The following is an 18,674-nucleotide window of genomic DNA, read 5'->3' as shown; positions in this document are numbered from 1 at the left end:
CGGACCGCGACGACACTCTCACGCTGTTCTTCCTCTGCTGTCATCCGGCGCTGTCGCCCGCGAGCGCGGTCGCGTTGACTCTGCGCGCGGTCGGCGGACTGACCACCGAGGAGATCGCCCGGGCGTTCCTGCTGCCGGAACGCACCATGGCGCAACGGATTACGCGGGCGAAGAAGCGGCTCGCGGCCGAGGAGCGACCCTTCGCCATGCCCGCAGAGGCGAACGGCCAACACGGGGAGTGGAACGAGCGGCTCGACAACGTGCTGCGGGTGCTCTATCTCATCTACACCGAGGGCCACACCAGCGGCGGGGAGCGACTACACCGCACCGACCTCTCGACCGAGGCGATTCGCCTGGCGCGCGCCTTGTTTCGCGTGCTGCCGGATAACCCCGAAGTCACCGGACTGCTGGCACTGCTGCTGCTGACCGACGCGCGGCGGGAGGCACGCACCGGCAGCCACGGTGAACTGATCCCGCTCGAGGAGCAGGATCGCAGCTTGTGGGACCGCGAAATGATCATCGAGGGCGTGCGATTGGCGACCGCGTCCGTGCGCAGCGGCCTCATCGGCCAGTATCAGATCCAGGCCGCCATCGCCGCCCTGCACGCGCAGGCCCCGTGCGCCGAGCACACCGACTGGCCGCGAATCCTGTTGCTGTACAACGCCCTCGAACGCCAGGCACCCAACCCGATGGTCACCCTCAACCGCGCGGTAGCCCTGGCCATGGTGCACGGCCCCCAGGCGGGCCTGGACCTCACCGACACCCTCGACACCGACCTCTCCGGCAATCACCGCCTCGACGCGGTGCGCGCCCATCTCCACGAAATGGCAGGCGACTCCGACGAAGCCATCACCTGCTACCTGGCCGCCGCCCGCCGAACCACCAGCCTCCCCGAACGCGACTACCTCACCATCCGAGCCGCCCGCCTCCGCCACCCTTGATTCAGGCGGCACGGAAGGCAGTGGGGGATTGGCCTCGGTGACGTTTGAAGGCGGCGGAGAAGCCGAAAGGGTCGGCGTAGCCTACGGATTTGGCTATCTGGGCGATGGTGAGGTCGGTGTCGGTGAGGAGCTCTTCGGCCTCGTCCATGCGGGAGATGGTGAGGTAGGTCAGGGGTGGCTGGCCCATGACGGCGGTGAAGCGTTTGGCGAAAAGGGCTCGGGAGACCTGGGATTCGGCGGCGAGGGAGGCGACCGTCCACGGTGCGCCGGGGGTGGTGTGGATCGCGTGCAACGCGGGAGCCACCACCGGGTCGGACAGTCCGCGGAACCAGGTGGGGGCGTCGGGACCGGCCTGTTCGAACCAGCTACGCATGGTGCAGACGAGACTCCAGTCGAGGAGGCGGTCCATCATGGCCTGCGAACCCGCGCTCTGATCCACGGCGGCCCGGGCGGCCGTCTCGAACCAGGCGCAGGTATCCATATCCTCGTACACGACCAGGACCGGCGGCAGCGCCCGCAGCAGACGATCGTGCCGACGCGAGGACGCCCGGTAAGCGCCGACGAGCAGGGCGGTGGCCTCCGCCTCGCTGCCCCAGTGGAATCCGGTGAGCTCCTCACCGACACAATCGGATCCGGTGGTGAAGCAGGCGATCTCGTACTCGGTCGGCCGGACGGCCGCGCCGGAAGAGTCCTCGTTCACACCGCCGAGATCCGCTGATACGAGCCGGAATTCGTCCGGACCACGCACCAGCGCCGTGTCGCCGACGCCGAGCGTCCGCTGCCCGCCATCCGGTTGCAGCAGGGTGCCGCCACCGCGCAGCACGGTGATCATGGTGAGCGGGGCGCGGTCGGCGAAGCGGATGGTCCAGGGTGCGGGCATGACGGCATGGGTCAGCACCGAGCCTTCGGCCCGGATACCGCTCAACAGCTTGCTCAGGGGGTCCACCCGGTCCAGCGTAGACGAATTCCTATCCGATGGAGTGTTTCACCCATGGATCGTCTACTCGGTCTCGGATGTACTGGAGCGGACCGGAACACAGCAGGGTTCGATTCAGGAGGAAATCCCTTGTCGCACAATGGCACCGCCCTCGTGGTGGTCGCGCACCACCGCGCCGACTCGCTGACCGCTCATATCGCCGACCGCACCGCCGCTCGCCTGGCGGCGGCCGGATATCGCATCGACCTGCTCGACCTGCGGGGAGAGGGCTTCGACCCGCGGATGAACGACGCCGACCAGCCGGACTGGGGTAATCGGGACAAGACCTACTCCCCCGAGGTGCACGAGCACATGGACCGGATGCTCGCCGCCGAGGTGGTGGTCGTCGTCTTCCCGGTCTACTGGGCGAGCGTGCCCGCGCTGCTCAAGGGCTGGATCGACCGGGTCTGGAACTACGGTCTCGCCTACGGGCGCAGCAAGCCTCGGCTGGCGGGCAAGCGCATCCTGTGGCTCGGCCTAGGCGGAATCTCGCTACACGATCCGCTGGAAGAGTTCATGCAGCAGGCCCTCGAAGCCCAACTCAATATGGGCATCGCCTACTACTGCGGCTTCTCGTACTCCGCCGTCGGTCTGCTGCCCGACGCCGAGGAGCGCCGCCAGCGCATCGACGCCGACGGGCTGCTGCATGTCGCCGCACCGACCGCCGGGGCGGAACGGGCGGCCCAGTACGCCGATCTCGAGCACCGGGCCGACGAGTTCGTGACCAATTTCCTTGCCGCCGAAGCGGTTATGGCCTAAACGCCGTTCCAGGTCTGGCCGGTGATCATCTCGTAGGCCCCGACGTACTTCTGCCGGGTCACCTCGATCACCTCGGCCGGGATCTCGGGGCCCGGGTACTCCTTGTTCCACCCGGTCGAGGTGGACCAGTCGCGCACGAACTGCTTGTCGAACGACTTCTGCGGGCGGCCGGGCTCGTAGTCGTCGGCGGGCCAGAACCGCGAGGAGTCGGAGGTGAGCACCTCGTCGCCGACGGTGAGAACGTCACCGTCCCAGCCGAGTTCGATCTTCGTGTCGGCGATGATGACCCCGCGCGCGGCGGCGTGCTCGGCGCCGCGGGCGTAGATGTCGAGGGTCAGGTCGCGCAGCCGCTCGGCGACCTCCTTGCCCTCCTGGTTCACCACGTCCTCGAAGCTGATCGGCTCGTCGTGCCCGACATCGGCCTTGGTGCTGGGGGTGAAGATCGGCTCGGGCAGCTTGTCGCCGTCACGCAGGCCGGGCGGCAGCGCGATACCGGAGACGGTGCCGGAGCGCTGGTACTCGGCCAGGCCGCCGCCGGTCAGGTAGCCGCGCGCGACGCACTCGACCTTCACCATCTTCAGCGGCTTGACCCGCACGCCGCGGCCCGCGAACTCGGCGGGCACGTCGGTGGTGGACAGAATGTGGTTGGGCACATCGGAGAAGAACCCGAACCACCAGTTGGACAGCTGGGTGAGCAGCGCGCCCTTGTCCGGGATCGGGGTCGGCAGGACCACGTCGTACACCGACACCCGATCGGATGCGACCAGGATCAGCGAATCGCCGTCCTCGTACAGGTCGCGCACCTTACCGGCGTGGATGTGCTTCAACGGTCCTCCTCGTACTGGGCGATCACTGCCGTCGCAGAGCTTACCGACGGGTCTTGCCCACCTCGACGCCCGGCGTGGTGAGACGTGGCATTGTTGGGAACACATCGCATTCCGCACCGAGCCCCGGGCAACGCCGCCCGAGGAGCCGGGTGCACCTGTACGGCAGCAGTTCTCCGAGAGCTAAGGAGCCCCCTTGTCCGAACCGAATCTCACCCGCGAGCAGGCGATCGAACGCGCCGCGACGGTCCAGGTGGAGAACTACCGGGTCGAACTGGATCTGACCGGACAGCCCACCAGCGCCGAAGCTCCGCGCAGTGAGACCTTCCACTCGAAGGCCACCGTCACCTTCACCGCGACCCCGGGTGCGCAGACCTTCATCGACTTCGTGGGCGCGGGCCTGCGCTCGGCCGTCCTCAACGGCACCGCCCTGGACGTGAGCGGCTACGACCAGGAGCAGGGCCTGACCCTGCCGAACCTGGCCGCGAGCAACGAGCTCGTGATCGAGGCCGACGGCGAGTACTCCAACACCGGCGAGGGCCTGCACCGCTTCGTCGACCCCACCGACAACAAGGTCTACCTGTACTCGCAGTTCGAGACCGCCGACTGCAAGCGCATGTTCGCCTGCTTCGACCAGCCCGACCTCAAGGCCACCTACGACGTGATCGTCACCGCGCCCGAGGACTGGGAGGTCATCTCCAACGGCGCGATCGTCGAGACGCACAAGATCGGCGCGGTGCTGCGGCACACCTTCGCGCGCACCCCGCGCATGAGCACCTACCTGGTGGCACTGATCGCCGGTCCCTACGCCAAGTGGACCGACTCCTACAGCGACGAGCACGGCGAGATCCCGCTGGGCATTTACTGCCGCGCCTCGCTGGCCGAATTCATGGACGCCGAACGGCTTTTCACCGAGACCAAGCAGGGTTTCGGCTTCTACCACTCGAATTTCGGTGTGCCCTACGCCTTCGGCAAGTACGACCAGCTGTTCGTGCCCGAATTCAACGCGGGCGCAATGGAGAACGCGGGCGCGGTCACCTTCCTCGAGGATTACGTCTTCCGCTCCAAGGTGACCCGCGCCTCCTACGAGCGCCGCTGCGAGACCGTCCTGCATGAGATGGCGCACATGTGGTTCGGCGACCTGGTCACCATGAAGTGGTGGGACGACCTGTGGCTGAACGAGTCCTTCGCGACCTTCGCCTCGGTGCTGTGCCAGGTCGGGGCGACCGAATACACCAATGCCTGGACCACTTTCGCGAATGTCGAGAAGTCCTGGGCGTACCGGCAGGACCAGCTGCCCTCGACCCACCCGATCGCCGCCGACATCCCGGACCTGGCGGCCGTCGAGGTGAACTTCGACGGAATCACCTACGCCAAGGGCGCTTCGGTGCTCAAGCAGCTGGTGGCCTACGTCGGCGAGGAGCCGTTCCTGGCGGGCCTGCGCGACTACTTCACCGAACACGCCTACGGCAACGCCACTTTCGACGATCTGGTGGGCGCGCTGGAGAAGGCGTCGGGCCGCGACCTGTCGGACTGGGGCGCGCAGTGGCTCAAGACCACCGGCCTCAATATCCTGCGCCCGGACTTCACCGTGGACGCGGACGGCAACTTCACCTCCTTCGCCGTCATCCAGGAGGGCGCGGAGCCCGGCGCGGGTGAGCGTCGCGTGCACCGCCTCGCCATCGGCGTGTACGACGATCAGGACGGAAAGCTGGTGCGCACCAAGCGCGTCGAGCTCGACGTCGACCCGGCCGAGCGCACCGAGGTGCCGGAGCTGATCGGCGTCGGCCGCGGCAAGCTGGTGCTGGTCAACGACGACGACCTCACCTACTGCTCGGTCCGCCTCGACGCCGACTCGCTCGACACCGTGGTGGCGCGCATCGCCGATATCGCCGAACCGCTGCCGCGCACCCTGGCCTGGTCCGCGGCCTGGGAGATGACCCGTCAGGCCGAGATGAAGGCCCGCGACTTCGTGGCGCTGGTGCAGTCCGGCGTCGGCGCGGAGACCGAGATCGGCGTCGTGCAAAGGCTTCTCATGCAGGCCGCCACCGCGCTCGGCGCGTACGCCGACCCGGAGTGGGCCGCCGCCCAGGGCTGGCCCGCCTACGCCGACCGGCTGCTGGAGCTGGCCCGCGCCGCCGGTGCGGGCTCGGACCACCAGCTGGCCTTCGTCAACGCGCTCACCGGCGCGCTGCTGTCCCCGCAGCACGTGGCGGTGCTGCGGCAGCTGCTCGCGGGCGACCCCGAGGGCGTCGGGCTGGCGGGTCTGACCGTCGACACCGACCTGCGCTGGCGGCTCACCCAGGCGCTCGCGGCGGCCGGGGCCATCGACTCCGACGGTCTCGAAACCCCGCTCATCGATGAGGAACTCGCTCGCGACAACACCGCTGCGGGTCGCCGTCAGGCCGCCGCCGCGGCCACCGCGCGCCCGCAGGCCGCGGTGAAGGAGCAGGCGTGGGACACCGTCATGAGCGATGACTCGGTGGCCAACATCACCACCCGAGCGATTGTCGCGGGCTTCGCCCCGGCCGGTCAGGCGCAGCTGCTGACGCCTTACGTGGAGCGGTATTTCGCCGAGATCGCCTCGGTGTGGGAGCGGCGCTCCAGCGAGGTCGCCCAGACCGTCGTGGTCGGGCTCTACCCGCACTGGGCCGTCACCGAGGACGCCGTCGCGGTCGCCGACAAGTTCCTCGGCGGCGACCACCCGCCGGCCCTGCGCCGCCTGGTGGTCGAGGGCAAGGCGGGCATCGAGCGCTCGCTGCGCGCCCGCGCCTTCGACCGCTCGTAACAAGCCCCGCAACACCTTTCGACGACGACAGCCCTCCCGTACACAGGTCGGGAGGGCTGTCGCCGTTCCCCCGGAGTTCCGGGGACTACCTGCCAGGGCGGGCCGTGCGGGCGACCCGGTCGGGTCGAGACGGGCAGATCTCGAATTCCCTGGCGCACAGCACATTAGGGCGTGCCCGCGACGGCGAGTAGACCGCCGAACCGGTGCCCCCGGTTCCGGGGTCTCACCGCGTGCTGCCTGTCGGCAGCCGGGCGCGCTGCTGTCGGCGGATCTGCTCACGGCAGCGTGGCAGGACTTTCCGGCCCCGGCTGCGGCACCGTGAAGTCATGACCGACAACAAGACTCCGATGTTCAACTGGCGCACCCGCGAACAGCTCTACGCCCGCCGGGTACTGGTGCTGGACGGTCCACTCGACGACGACAACGGCACCCTGCTCATGACCCAGCTGATGGCCCTCGCCGCCGAGGACCCGGACGCCGGGATCTCGCTGTGGATCCACTCGCCGGGCGGCTCGGTGCCCGCCATGCTCGCCATCCGCGACGTGATGCGGCTGATCCCCTGCACCGTGTCCACCCTCGCACTCGGATTGGCGTGCAGCGCGGGGCAATTCCTGCTCTCCGCCGGAACCCCCGGCCACCGCTTCGCGCTGCCGCACGCCCGCGTCCTCATGCACCAGGGCTCGGCGGGCATCGGCGGCAGCGCCGTCGAGGTGGAGGTGCAGGCCGACGACCTGCGCTACACCGTGCAGACGGTGCTCGGCCTGATCGCCGCCGACACCGGCCAGCCCTACGACCAGGTCTTCGAGGACTCCCTGCACGACCGCTGGTTCACCGCCGCGCAGGCCCGCGACTACGGCTTCATCGACCACATCGTGGAGTCGTTCAACCAGGTCCTCCCCGAGCGCCCGAGACTGGGCATCTCCGTCTGACTCGGCGAAATCCCTCGGGCCCCGGCCCGTTTCCCTCGCATCAACCCGGTCAGGAGGCACCCGTGACCAGCTACACCATTCCCAATGTGATCGCCCGCGACCCGCGCGGCGAACGCATCATGGACGTCTACTCGCACCTGCTCACCGAGCGCATCGTCTACCTGGGCACCCCCATCGACTCCGGGGTGGCCAACGCGCTCATCGCGCAACTGCTGCACCTGGACGCCGAGAGCCCCGGGCAGGACATCAACCTCTACATCAACTGCGAGGGTGGCGATCTGACCGCGATGCTCGCCATCTACGACACCATCCAGCACATCCAGTCACCGGTGGTCACCACCTGTGTGGGCCAGGCCATCGCGGTCGGTGCGGTGCTGCTCGCGGGCGGCGCGAAGGGCCGCCGCAATGTCCTGCCGCACTCGCGAATAGTGCTGCACCAGCCCGCGATCCGAGGTCAGGGCACCATCCCCGACCTGATCCTGCAGGCCGACGAGATCGTCCGCATGCGGGCCCAGATCGAGGCGATCCTCGCCACCCACACCGGCCAATCCGCCGAAACCCTGCGCCGCGACACCGACCGCGACCGCGTCTTCACCGCCGAAGCCGCGGTCGCCTACGGCCTGGCCGACACCATCCTCGGCCCGCGCTGACGGTCAGGCGGCCAGCAGCAGACCGGAGTACGCCTGGGGAGCGGCGGTGCGGGAGAAGGACGCCAACTGGCGGCGACGCAGTTGCTCGGCGACCTGCAACGTGAGATTCCCCAGGCTGATCCCGAGCGCGCCCGCGAGGGCGGCGATCATCTCGCTGGACGGCTCCTTGCGCCCGCGCTCGACCTCCGAGAGGTACTGCGGCGAAATCCCGGCCCGCCCAGCGGTTTCGGTGAGCTTCTCCCCCTGCTCGAGCCGCATCGCCCGCAACTGCTCGCCGAGCGCCTCCCGCCACAGCGGCTCCCTTTCCGCCGGACGCGGCGCGGGCCGCCGGTCACCCGGACGGGCGGGTGACTGCCGCTCCCCCGGGCGCGCCGACTCGCCCCTGGAACACACCGACTCGTCGAGACCACCGGGGATAGCTGTCAAACGCGGATGCTCGGCCATACCCCGAGCGTAAATTCCGCACCCGGGCCCGCGCGCCCCGATCTGCTGTGGGCGAACTCCATCCCCTTGAAACGCAGACGGCCCGCACCACCCGGGTGCGGGCCGAATCCTTCCCCTCGGGGTTTGGGGGCTGAGCCCCCGCACTGCCCTTGGGGTTTCAGGGGCGAAGCCCCCGTAGTACTTGCCTCGCGGCGACTAGACGCGGCCGATGGCGGCGGCCATCACCCGCACCGCGGAGACCAGGCCGTCGATCAGCTCGCCCTGTCGGAAGGAGCTGGTGGCGGCGGTCGCGCCGAGCTGGCAGACGCGATCGTTGGCGCGCTCGGCCACATCGCGGCCGGAGCGGACCTCGACGGAGCTGGTGTTCGGGTCCACCGCGATGAGCACCGAACGGGCGGCCTCGGGGGTGGAGGGGAACAGCGCGTCGACCCCGGCGCCGGAGTCCGCGCCCAGGTCACCGATGTAGATGTTGAAGCGCACCTTGGTGGCGCGGGTGGCATCGGTGAGCGCGTTGTCCATGAGCAGCCGCTCGCGGTCGGTGAACGGCACGTCGGCGAAGATGTCGCCCGCCTCGTGCACACCGGAGACGCGGCCGCTGACCGTGACCGCCCAGCCGTGGGGTAGGTCGGCTTCGTTCACCGCGGGCCAATTAGAACTTGCCACTTGCCCGGCCTCCGATCAGCTCCGCGGGGGCGGATTCAATTGCCGCATGGCTGCCATGCGAATCAGCAGTGTCGTGGTGGCCGGATCCGGTCACCTCATCGGTCGCGCTCCACAGCACCGGAGGCTGCGTCCACTGGTCACCGAGTTCGTAGTGATCCGGTCGCTTGCCCGGCAGCGGCTTGCCGAGGAACGACAAGCCGGCGATCACCAGATAGATCGCGACCGGGATGCCGACGTAGATCAGCACTGTCTGGAGAATGCTCACCGGCCCAACGGTAGTCGATGCCACCACGACTACTACGACCGGTAAGGGTTAGTGCGACCGTGTCGTAACATTCGCCTTTCAGACCAACCAGGCGGTCGAGTTGGCGGGTAGCTTCCGCCCGCTGATGGGCGCGCTGGTCAGCAGCACGTCCCCGGCAGGCAACAGAATCGGCGCGTCGGTGGCGTTCAGCACGCACAGCAATCCGCCCTCGCGCCGGAAGGCCAGGCAGCCGGGCGGACTCCCGTACCACTCCAGCCCCGGCCCGTTGAATTCCGGACGCACGGCCCGCAATTCGATCGCCATCCGATACAGCGACAGCATCGAGTCCAGGCGCTCCAGCTGCGCCTCCACGGTCACCTTCGCCCAGTCCGGCGGCATCGGCAACCACGGTGTGCCGGTGGTGAACCCGAACGGCGGGTGTTGTCCCTCCCACGGCAGCGGCACCCGGCAGCCGTCGCGGCCGCGTTCGGTGTGCCCGGAACGCTCCCAGGTCGGGTCCTGCAATGCCGACTCCGGCAGGTCGTCCACGTTCGGCAGCCCCAATTCGGCTCCGTTGTAGACGAATACCGCCCCCGGCAGCGCCAGCTCCAGCATGATCATGGCCCGCGCCCGCGCCTGCCCGACATCCCCGTCGCCGTAGCGGGTGACCTCGCGCTCGATGTCGTGATTGGACAGCGTCCAGGTGGGTGAGGCCCCGACCCCGGCGACGGCGGCGAGCGAATTGTCGACGGCGGCGCGAATCCGGTCCGGATGGAAGGGAGTCTGGGCGAGCCGGAAGTTGAAGGCCAGGTGCAGCTCGTCCGCGCGGACGTACTCACCGAAGCGGATGTTGTCGTTGACCCACACCTCGCCGATCGACACCGCGTCCGGGTACTCGTCCATGACGATGCGGATCATCCGGTGGATCTCGTGCACCCCGGGATTGTTGAAGCGCGGATCGTCGTCCTCGAGGTGCAGCATCTGGGTCGGAACATGCTCCATATCGGGCAGTCCCGCGGGTTTGGCCATGCCGTGCGCGACATCGAGCCGGAAGCCGTCCACGCCGCGGTCCAGCCAGAACCGCAGGGTGTGCTCGAAATCGGCTGCGATCTCCGGGTTTTCCCAGTTCAGGTCGGGTTGCTCGGCCGCGAAGATGTGCAGGTACCACTGCCCGGGTCTACCGTCGGGTTCTTTCACCCGGGTCCAGGCCGGACCGCCGAAGATGCTCGGCCAATTGTTCGGCGGCGCAGCGCCGTCCGGCCCGAGCCCGTCACGGAAGTGGTACCGCGCCCGCTCCGGGCTCCCCGGCCCCGCCGCCAGCGCCGCCCGGAACCACGGATGCTGATCACTGGTGTGATTGGGCACCAGGTCCATGGTGACCCGCATATCGCGGTCGTGCGCCTCGGCGATGATCGCGTCCAGCGCCTCGATCCCGCCGAAGAGCGGGTCGATATCGCGCGGATCGGACACGTCGTAGCCGCCGTCGGCCATGGGTGAGCGCATCACCGGGCAGATCCACAGCGCGTCCACGCCGAGCAGTTCGAGATAGCCCAGCTTTTCCCGCAATCCGCCCAGATCGCCCACTCCGTCGCCGTCGGAGTCGGCGAAGGAACGGGGATAGACCTGATAGAACACGGCCGATCGCCACCACGAAATGTCACTCACAGCCGTAATGGTGCCAAAGCACAGCGTCTTTCGCGGGCGCGTCGTACGGAACTGTCCAGTTTCAGCAAATGATCAGCGCCCTGGCACAGGCGGCCGGAAACGCTGTGGGGCGCGGCGGCTTCTGCGAAACGAATTCAGAAAGGCGAGTTCATGAGCGAATTGGCAGCCATCTCGAAGTAGTTGAGCAGCTGCTGCCGGTGCTCGGCATCGAGCACCTCCGGCTCGATCTCGGCGACCGCGATGGACATGGCCCGCAGCCACGCGTCCCGCTCGATCGGGCCGACCTTGAACGGGTGATGCCGCATGCGCAGCCGCGGATGCCCGCGCTCGTCGGAGTAGGTGCGCGGGCCACCCCAGTACTGCTCGAGGAACATCCGCAACCGCCGCTCGGCGGGTCCGAGATCCGCTTCCGGGTACAGCGGCCGCAGGACCTCGTCCTCGGCCACCTCGCGATAGAAGGTGGCGACGATCCGATGGAAGGTCTTCTCCCCACCCACCGCGTCGTAGAACGAGGTCGCTGTCTGTTCGGTCTGCTCGCCGGAAGTCACGCCCCCATTCTGCCGTGTCCGGATCGACCCCCGCCCAGTCCAGCACGGGAAGGTCACAAACCCGCCGCTGAGCTGGAGAAATACCGGTCCGACAGGCCGCCTCGGACCGGTCTCGGCAATTGTCACGTCTTGTTCATCCGAATGTGCCCGACAATGTGTCGAAAGAGATGGCATTGTGCGCCATTCCATGGTCAACTGGGTGGCAGTCTGCCGAGATACCACACAATCGGACGAATACGAAACCGGGGTATGGCCCATGAAGCAGCGGCACGGCGCCCGTGAGGCGCGGACGCATCGACAACTCCAGCCCGCCGACGTCCACAATCGTGGGTCGGGGGCTACTCCGCTGCACTTGCTGTCCGAACATTCTCATGCCGAGCATCACCCGGGCGCTCATCCCGAGCCTGCCCATCCGGGCGACCGTCGCGAACATTCGCATCATCCGCCCAGCGCAGCACCCGTTCCCGCCTGGGCGAAACGGCGTGTGCTGCTGCTCAACGCGACCTACGAGCCCCTCACCGCCCTGTCCGCGCGCCGCGCCATCGTGCTGCTGATCTGCGACAAGGCCGATACCGTGCACGACAATCCCGAAGGCCCGGTCGTGCATTCCGCCGGAACCGCGGTGGCGCTCCCCTCGGTCATCCGACTACGCAACTACGTGCGCGTCCCCTACCGGGCACGGGTACCGATGACCCGGGCCGCCCTCATGCACCGTGACCGCTACCGCTGCGCCTACTGCGGCGGCAAGGCCGAAACCATCGACCACGTGATTCCGCGCAGCCGTGGCGGCGCGCACTCGTGGGAGAACTGCGTCGCCTCCTGCGCGCCGTGCAATCACCGCAAGGCCGACAAGATGCTGAGCGAACTCGGCTGGATCCTGCACCACCCGATGGTCGCCCCGAAAGGCCCGCACTGGCGGCTGCTCTCGGCCAGCAACGAGCTCGACCCGACTTGGCTGCAGTACCTCGGCGAGGGTGCGGCCTGACCGCCACGCGGTAGTCGGAAGGCCCGGATCATCTCGGCCCACGTCGCCGCGGATCGGCGATCCCGCGCGCTGACCCGTCGGCGCGGCGAGATTCTCTGCGCTACAACATAATTCCGCTACCAGAGCCGCCGATGGCCGGGTCGACCCGGCCATACGAACGACCCGGGCAACGCCGCGGTCTTGTGCTCGCCGACCACCGACGCGAGTCCGCGCGATAGCGGACCGGTATGCCGTCAGCTGTATTCGCTGATCAGCATCCCCCAGGTGCCCGGCTCGAGCGCTTCGAAGACGTGGGGCATATCGCCGGGGTAGCAGATGTAGTCGCCGGGCTCGAGGTGGACCGGGGCGTCGGCGGGGCCGACGCGTGCGCTGCCGACGCACAGGACGACGTGTTCGACGACGCCACGGCTGTGCGGGTCGGATTCGCGGGGGTGGCCGGGCTCGGCGGTGAGGCGGTAGATGTCGCGGCGGACCGCAGGCGGGGAGGCGGCCAGCAGAGCGATGCGATATTCGGACTGGCCGGACGCCAGCGCCGGGGCTTCACCCGCGCGAATGACCTGCACCGCCGGGCTGGGCGGATCCAGCAGCCGCGAGAACTGGATGTCCAGGGCGATGCACAGCGCCCAGAGGGTTTCGATGCTGGGATTGCCCGCGCCCGACTCCAGTTGCGACAGTGTCGATTTGGCGATTCCCGCGCGTTTGGCGACCTCGGTCAGCGAGAGTCCGGAGCGGGCCCGCTCCCGGCGCAGGGCGGCGGCGATGGCCTCCTGCGGAGACTCGGGGGTCTCCGGCACCGAGACCGGCAGGGAGCTGTCTGACTGGCTCATGATGTGGTTCACAGTACCGGGAAATGGGGGTGCCCCTTTGACGAACCCGGCCTACTGTGTTCATTATAGAAAACATGCGTTCGGCATGGCGAACACTCGATCGGGGTGTGCTCACAGGTATCGCGGCGATCTGCTTGGCGGTCGCCATGATCGGCATATCCTACGGCGCTACCGCCGTGACCTCGGGCTTCCCCGCCTGGTTACCGGTGCTCATGAGCATGGCCGTGGTCGCGGGCGGCTCGGAGTTCGTGTTCATCGGCATCCTGACCGCGGGCGGCGGCCTGGTCGCGGCCGTGCTGGCCGGACTGCTGGTCAATGCCCGGCACCTGCCCTACGGCCTGTCGGTCCCCGATGTGGTCGGCACCGGCTGGCGGCGACTGCTCGGCACCCACGTCATGAACGACGAATCCGTCGCCATGGCGCTGGCCCAGCCCGACCGCGATCGACGCCGCGCCGCCTACTGGCTCTGCGGTCTCGCCGTGCTGGCGGCGTGGCCGGTGGGCGCCGCGATCGGCGCGGTCCTCGGCTCGGTGGTGCCGGATCCGAACGCCTTCGGCCTGGACGCCGTTTTCCCGGCAGTCCTGTTCTCCCTCGTCCTGCCCGCCCTGCGCGAACCCCTCACCCGCACCGCGGCTCTCGCCGGAGCGGTCATCGCCGCCGCGACCACCCCGTTCCTGGGCGCGGGCCTGCCGGTCCTGCTGGCTCTGGCGGCGGTGCTTCTGGTCGTGCGGCGCGCAGGCGCCAAGGAATCGGCCGCCGACGACGACACCGCAGGCGCGGGCCATGGCGGCGATGTCGCCGAGACCGCCACCGCGACAGCGGGATCCGTCTGATGCGGCGCGATCGAGGGCGCTCGGACGCGCGCGGTGCGGGCCGATGACCAAGGCATTGCTGATGGGTGCGATGGCGCTGGCCGTGGGCACCTTCGCGTTCCGGTTCGCGGGTCCGCTGCTGCGCAGCCGGGTCAAGATCTCGCCGCGCACCATCCGACTGCTGGAGATCGCGTCGGTGGTGCTGCTGACCGCGCTGGCGGTCACCACGCTGATGCCCGCGGGCGGCAGCCAATTCGGCTGGGCGCTACCGGCGGGCGTGCTGGTGGCGGCCGGGCTCGCGTGGAAGCGAGCACCCCTACTGGTGGTGATCCTGTCCGCGGCCGTGGTCACCGCCGGGCTGCGCGTGCTCGGCGTGCACTGACGGCCGACCAGGCGCACATCGATATGCGCCGACCGCCGCCGGAGCGAATTCGCTAGCGACGCAGCAGATCCGCGAGCCGGGCCCAGGAATCCTCGGCGACCTCGGGCCGGTACCAGTCGCGGCCCGGGAACAGGAAGCCGTGCGGGGCGTCGTCGTAGACGACGATCTCGTGCTGGATGCCGTTGGCGCTCAGGGCCGTTTCGAGCTCGTCACGGGCCTCGGCGTCGATCAGCGGATCCTCCCCGCCGAAGAACAGCGCGATCCGGCCGGTGATGCCCGGAGTCGCCTCGACCGTCGGTTCCGGGGTCGACAGCGGAATGTCGGTATTGGTCAGCCAACCCGGGTAGAACGCGGCGGTGGCGGCCAGCGGCAGCTGGGTGGCGGCGTAGTAAGCCACGTGGCCGCCCGCGCTGAAGCCGACCATGTTCAGCGAATCCGTTCCGCGACGACGCAACTCGTCCAGGCAGGCGGCGACATCGTCGACTACGCCGGGACGGGTCAGGGTGCGCAGCAGTTCCAGGCCGCGCTCGCGATCGACGTGCAGTTCCAGCTCGGCGCGCGGGGCGGTGCGGTGGAACAGGTCCGGCATGACTGCCACGGCGCCCGAGGCGGCCAGCCGGTCGGCGGCCGCCCGGGCCGTGGCGTGCAGGCCGTAGATCTCGTGTCCCACAACGACTCCGGGGTAGTTCCCGGGCTCCGCCGGGCGAGCGACATAGGCGCTCATCACGGAATCGCCGACCTTCAGGTCGATCCACTCGGTCACGATCGCGGCATCGGTCATGCCGCCAAAGTTAGATCAACGACGCCCGTCTCGGCACTTCCGATACACCGGTCAACACCCGGTGGCGGGTCCGAATGCCGGAGCCAGCAGCGCGATGGCCAGCGCTACGCCCGCGAGCATGCTTCTCAAGATCATCATGGCGATCAACCTCCCGATGGTTGCGTTCGTCCCGCATCGAACGTAACCGGGGACGAAAACCATGACGAGCCAAGATATCCGGTGCCCCACGCATTAGGGGCGAGCGGACTGCCGAGCCATACATCCCGAGGCACGCATATCGCAGGGCCTACATCGGCCGCCGCTCACGCGTCACCGCCCAGGACGCATTTCCGCCACCGGCCCGGTGCGTATTGCCCGCCGGACGAACTGCCCGGCGCGCAGTACTGCCGCCCGCCCGGAACCACCGGTCGTACGCGCTGCCGGGGACGCTCAGTGTGGGAGCAGCGGCAGGGCGGGGCCGCGACGGCGGGCGACCGAACCGTAGCGGGCGTCCAGGCGCAGCCAGGTGCGCGCCGCGCGCACCCGCACGATCTCGTCCACCGAAATGCGCCGCGAGTCGGTCTTCTCGCCGCCGTGCGGAATGAAATCCATGGCGGCGAGCGCGAAGACCACGCGCATCGGCACCTCGACCTGTTCGCCGCCGCCGGAAACGGTCAGCACCGGCTGATCGAGCAGCGCGGCGGGCGGGCCGTGGCGGCTGCCGTGCTCCTGCGCCACTTCGGCTCCGCGCTCGGCCAATTCGACGAGCATGCGAGCGGGCACGTCGTCGATGTGCACGAACCCGGCCTCCGGCGGCAGCGCGGCACGCCAGGCCGAGTCCATGGCGTAGCCGAGCCCGAAGGCGCGGGCGGCATCCGGGCCGTGCAGGCCGGCGAGGAGGGTATCCGCGCCGACCGTCACGTCGTCGATGCCGAGTTCGGCCACCACCGTGCGCACCGCCAGCGCCTCGAATCCGGTACCGGCCCAGGCGGAGACGTAGCGGTCACCGCGCCGGCGCAGCCGGATGACGGCCGCCGGGTCGAGGCGCACCGCGTGCGAGAGGAAGGTGGCCAGGTTCTCGCGTTCCGCGGGGTCCGGAACGTACAGGGTCAGCTGTCCCGACACAGTCGATCTCGGGTCAGTCGGCCAGCCACAGCGCGAGGTAGTCGCGTTCCTCGGTGGTGAGGCGGCGTAGGCGCTGGGTGTCGATGTCGAAGGCGGCCAACTGGGTCGAGGCGATCACCGCGGGCGGGGAATCCGGGGCCGCACCGGCGGCCCGGACCTCGTAACCGACGGTGAAGTCCACCGCGCGCAGCCGGTCGATCCACATGGAGACGTCCAGGGGCGTGTCCTCGTGCCGCAGCTGACCCTTGTACTGCACGCGCAGATCGGCCAGCACGCAGCCGGACCGCAGCTTGACCGTCGGCCGCTCATCGCCGAACAGCCACGGAATGCGCGCCTCCTCGAGCAGCGTCACCATGCGGGCATGGTTGATGTGCTGGAAGGCGTCCATATCCGACCAGCGCACCTCCACCTGGGTGTGGAAACGCTTGGGCTCGGCCGAGGCCGGGGTCTCCCCCGGCATGGGCTGGGCGGTCTTCGCATGGCCGTTCAGTGAACCGACACTCGTCAACGCGGTACCTCCGATTGCGCACCCACCCCGCTCACCATGCTGCGCACCTGCCGCGCCGCAACCGACAGCGTGGCCAGGTCGTGGGTTCCGGACTCGAACAGTTCCGAGAGGGCACTGCGTGCGCGACCCAGGCGGGACTGATTTTTCGACTCCCAGTATGCAATTTTCTCCTCGGCCGTCTCCTCCGGGTCACCCGCGGAGAGCACATCGAGGGTCAGCGAGCGCAGCGAACCGTACATGTCGTCGCGCAATGCGAGCCGGGCCAGCGCGTGCCAGCGGTCGCCGCGTTCCAGGTGGCTGACCGCCTGCAACAGCCAATCGATCTTGAGGTGGTCGTTGAGCGCGTAGTACAGCGCGCCCACCTCCTCACCGCTGCGATCGGTGATGTCCGCGATATCCAGCACATCCAGCAGCGGGAACTGGTTGAGCAGCCCGAACACCTCGGTCGCCAGCGCCGAGGGCGCGCCCTGATCGACGATGGCCTGGCACTGATCGTTGAGGGTGTCGATGTGGTGGCCGCGCAGCCACCCCGGCACCTTCGGCGAGAGCGCGCGCACGCCCTGGGCGTAGCGGTGGATCTCCGCGCCCACCGCGACCGGCTGCGGGCGGTTGTTGAGCAGCCAGCGCGAGGCGCGATCCAGCGTGCGCTTGGTCTCCAGCTCCAGCGCGTCCTTCATGCTGGTGGAGATGTTCGCGGCGCGAATGCGATTCCACACCGCGTGCAGATCGAAGATCTGGGTGGCGGCGGTGAAGGCGCGTACCGAGTCCGAGGCCGAGGCCCCGATCTCCTCGCCGAGCCGGAACGCGTAAGTGATGCCGCCCAGATCCACCACCTCGTTGACCAGCATGGTAGTGGTGATCTCGCGACGCAGGCGATGCCGCTTGATGGCGGTGGCGAAGCGGGTGCGCAGCGGTGTCGGGAAGTACTGCGGCAGCCGGGCCGAGAAGTACACGCTGTCGGGCAGATCGCTGGTCAGCAGGTCGGCCTTGAGCGAAAGCTTCACATGCGCCATGAGATTCGACAGCTCGGGCGAGGTGAGACCGGTGCCCTGCTCCTGGCGCAGCTTCATCTCCGCGTCGCTGGGCAGCGCCTCGAGCTCGCGATCCAGGCCGCGGCTCTCCTCGAGATCCTCGATGACGCGCTGGTGCACATTGAGCATGTTCGGAGCCTCGGCCCGCGACATGCCCATGAGGATGTTCTGAGAGACGTTGTCGCGCAACACGAGCGCCGAAACCTCGTCGGTCATGGAGGCCAGCAGCGAATTGCGATCGGACTCGGGCAGTTCACCGCTGGAGACCACGCCGTCGAGCAGGACCTTGATATTGACCTCGTGGTCGGAGCAGTCCACACCCGCGGAGTTGTCCAGGGCGTCGGTGTTCATCTTGCCGCCGTGGCGGCAGAACTCGATGCGGCCCAGGGCGGTGACGCCCAGGTTGCCGCCCTCGCCGATCACCTTCACCCGCAACTCGTTCGCGTTCACCCGGACCGCGTCGTTGGACTTGTCGCCCACCTCGGCATTGGTCTCGGCGGCGGCCTTGATGTAGGTGCCGATGCCGCCGTTCCACAGCAACCCCACCGGCGACTTCAAGATCGCCCGGATCATCTCCGGCGGCGACAGCACGGTGACCTCGGGGGCCAGCCCGAGCGCCTCACGGACCTGGTCGCTGACCGGGATCGCCTTGACCGTGCGGTCGTAGACGCCGCCGCCCTCGCTGATCAGCGCGCGGTCGTAGTCCGCCCACGACGAGCGGGGCAGCTTGAACATGCGCTCACGCTCGGAGAACGACACGGCCGCATCGGGATCCGGGTCCAGGAAGATGTGCCGGTGGTCGAACGCCGCGAC

Annotated in this window: 20 protein-coding genes; 8 read left to right on the top strand and 12 right to left on the bottom strand. The window is 68.8% G+C overall.

Annotation, left to right across the window (positions count from 1 at the left end):
* A partial coding sequence (locus ACWELQ_RS12225; RefSeq protein WP_452397085.1) for an RNA polymerase sigma factor occupies nucleotides 1–941 on the top strand: 941 nt, incomplete at its 5' end.
* A 1-nt stretch (nucleotide 942) separates the two neighbouring features.
* On the opposite strand, the gene ACWELQ_RS12220 is transcribed toward ACWELQ_RS12225, so the two are convergent.
* Nucleotides 943–1,887 (bottom strand): AraC family transcriptional regulator, encoded by a 945-nt coding sequence (locus ACWELQ_RS12220; protein WP_452397084.1) that lies wholly within the window; start codon nucleotides 1,885–1,887, stop codon nucleotides 943–945.
* 120 nt (nucleotides 1,888–2,007) lie between these two features.
* Here ACWELQ_RS12220 and ACWELQ_RS12215 point away from each other — a divergent pair, with 120 nt between their 5' ends.
* Nucleotides 2,008–2,676, top strand: coding sequence for an NAD(P)H oxidoreductase (locus tag ACWELQ_RS12215; RefSeq protein WP_452397083.1), 669 nt, complete (start codon nucleotides 2,008–2,010; stop codon nucleotides 2,674–2,676).
* Here the strand turns inward: ACWELQ_RS12215 and ACWELQ_RS12210 are convergent.
* Complete coding sequence (locus ACWELQ_RS12210; RefSeq protein ID WP_452397082.1) at nucleotides 2,673–3,503, bottom strand: phosphoribosylaminoimidazolesuccinocarboxamide synthase; 831 nt, start codon at nucleotides 3,501–3,503, stop codon at nucleotides 2,673–2,675. The two genes, ACWELQ_RS12215 and ACWELQ_RS12210, sit on opposite strands and share 4 nt — an antisense overlap.
* Nucleotides 3,504–3,696: 193 nt before the next feature.
* Between ACWELQ_RS12210 and pepN the strand changes: the two genes are divergently transcribed.
* From pepN to ACWELQ_RS12195, 3 genes are all read left to right on the top strand, one after another.
* Nucleotides 3,697–6,288: an aminopeptidase N gene (gene pepN / locus ACWELQ_RS12205; protein WP_452397081.1), complete on the top strand. Its 2,592-nt coding sequence runs from the start codon at nucleotides 3,697–3,699 to the stop codon at nucleotides 6,286–6,288.
* Nucleotides 6,289–6,614: 326 nt separating this feature from the next.
* Nucleotides 6,615–7,217 (top strand): ClpP family protease, encoded by a 603-nt coding sequence (locus ACWELQ_RS12200; RefSeq protein ID WP_452397080.1) that lies wholly within the window; start codon nucleotides 6,615–6,617, stop codon nucleotides 7,215–7,217.
* 62 nt (nucleotides 7,218–7,279) lie between these two features.
* On the top strand, nucleotides 7,280–7,867 hold the full coding sequence (locus ACWELQ_RS12195; RefSeq protein WP_452397079.1) for a ClpP family protease: 588 nt from the start codon (nucleotides 7,280–7,282) through the stop codon (nucleotides 7,865–7,867).
* A 3-nt stretch (nucleotides 7,868–7,870) separates the two neighbouring features.
* Here the strand turns inward: ACWELQ_RS12195 and ACWELQ_RS12190 are convergent, their stop codons facing one another.
* The 5 genes from ACWELQ_RS12190 to ACWELQ_RS12170 all read right to left on the bottom strand — a co-directional run bounded on the left by ACWELQ_RS12190 (nucleotide 7,871) and on the right by ACWELQ_RS12170 (nucleotide 11,431).
* Nucleotides 7,871–8,311: a helix-turn-helix domain-containing protein gene (locus ACWELQ_RS12190; protein ID WP_452397078.1), complete on the bottom strand. Its 441-nt coding sequence runs from the start codon at nucleotides 8,309–8,311 to the stop codon at nucleotides 7,871–7,873.
* A 195-nt stretch (nucleotides 8,312–8,506) separates the two neighbouring features.
* A complete protein-coding gene (locus ACWELQ_RS12185; RefSeq protein ID WP_452397077.1) occupies nucleotides 8,507–8,950 on the bottom strand; it encodes a DUF5130 domain-containing protein in 444 nt (147 codons plus the stop codon).
* Between the two features lie 10 nt (nucleotides 8,951–8,960).
* Nucleotides 8,961–9,239 (bottom strand): aa3-type cytochrome oxidase subunit CtaJ, encoded by a 279-nt coding sequence (ctaJ, locus tag ACWELQ_RS12180; protein WP_452397076.1) that lies wholly within the window; start codon nucleotides 9,237–9,239, stop codon nucleotides 8,961–8,963.
* A 78-nt stretch (nucleotides 9,240–9,317) separates the two neighbouring features.
* Complete coding sequence (locus ACWELQ_RS12175) at nucleotides 9,318–10,892, bottom strand: glycoside hydrolase family 13 protein (protein WP_452397087.1); 1,575 nt, start codon at nucleotides 10,890–10,892, stop codon at nucleotides 9,318–9,320.
* A gap of 125 nt (nucleotides 10,893–11,017) precedes the next feature.
* Entirely contained in the window at nucleotides 11,018–11,431 is a 414-nt protein-coding gene (locus ACWELQ_RS12170) for a globin (RefSeq protein ID WP_452397075.1), read from the bottom strand.
* A 256-nt stretch (nucleotides 11,432–11,687) separates the two neighbouring features.
* On the opposite strand from ACWELQ_RS12170, the gene ACWELQ_RS12165 reads away from it, so the two are divergent.
* A complete protein-coding gene (locus ACWELQ_RS12165) occupies nucleotides 11,688–12,416 on the top strand; it encodes an HNH endonuclease (protein ID WP_452397074.1) in 729 nt (242 codons plus the stop codon).
* Between the two features lie 233 nt (nucleotides 12,417–12,649).
* Here ACWELQ_RS12165 and ACWELQ_RS12160 read toward each other — a convergent pair whose 3' ends face one another.
* Entirely contained in the window at nucleotides 12,650–13,243 is a 594-nt protein-coding gene (locus ACWELQ_RS12160; protein WP_452397073.1) for a helix-turn-helix domain-containing protein, read from the bottom strand.
* A 74-nt stretch (nucleotides 13,244–13,317) separates the two neighbouring features.
* On the opposite strand from ACWELQ_RS12160, the gene ACWELQ_RS12155 reads away from it, so the two are divergent.
* On the top strand, nucleotides 13,318–14,076 hold the full coding sequence (locus tag ACWELQ_RS12155; protein WP_452397072.1) for an AzlC family ABC transporter permease: 759 nt from the start codon (nucleotides 13,318–13,320) through the stop codon (nucleotides 14,074–14,076).
* A 43-nt stretch (nucleotides 14,077–14,119) separates the two neighbouring features.
* On the top strand, nucleotides 14,120–14,437 hold the full coding sequence (locus ACWELQ_RS12150) for an AzlD domain-containing protein (RefSeq protein WP_452397071.1): 318 nt from the start codon (nucleotides 14,120–14,122) through the stop codon (nucleotides 14,435–14,437).
* Between the two features lie 52 nt (nucleotides 14,438–14,489).
* Here ACWELQ_RS12150 and ACWELQ_RS12145 read toward each other — a convergent pair whose 3' ends face one another.
* The 4 genes from ACWELQ_RS12145 to ACWELQ_RS12130 all read right to left on the bottom strand — a co-directional run.
* Nucleotides 14,490–15,218 (bottom strand): dienelactone hydrolase family protein, encoded by a 729-nt coding sequence (locus tag ACWELQ_RS12145; RefSeq protein WP_452397070.1) that lies wholly within the window; start codon nucleotides 15,216–15,218, stop codon nucleotides 14,490–14,492.
* A 429-nt stretch (nucleotides 15,219–15,647) separates the two neighbouring features.
* Nucleotides 15,648–16,322 carry a hypothetical protein gene (locus ACWELQ_RS12140; protein WP_452397069.1) on the bottom strand — a complete coding sequence of 225 codons (675 nt, stop codon included), beginning with the start codon at nucleotides 16,320–16,322 and terminating at the stop codon, nucleotides 15,648–15,650.
* A 13-nt stretch (nucleotides 16,323–16,335) separates the two neighbouring features.
* Nucleotides 16,336–16,782 carry an acyl-CoA thioesterase gene (locus ACWELQ_RS12135; RefSeq protein ID WP_452397086.1) on the bottom strand — a complete coding sequence of 149 codons (447 nt, stop codon included), beginning with the start codon at nucleotides 16,780–16,782 and terminating at the stop codon, nucleotides 16,336–16,338.
* Nucleotides 16,783–16,826: 44 nt separating this feature from the next.
* Nucleotides 16,827–18,674 (bottom strand): NAD-glutamate dehydrogenase domain-containing protein (locus ACWELQ_RS12130; RefSeq protein ID WP_452397068.1); only part of this gene is annotated, 1,848 nt, incomplete at its 5' end.

It is taken from the genome of Nocardia sp. NPDC004722 (assembly GCF_053601505.1).
This window is presented reverse-complemented; position numbering and strand designations above follow the sequence as displayed.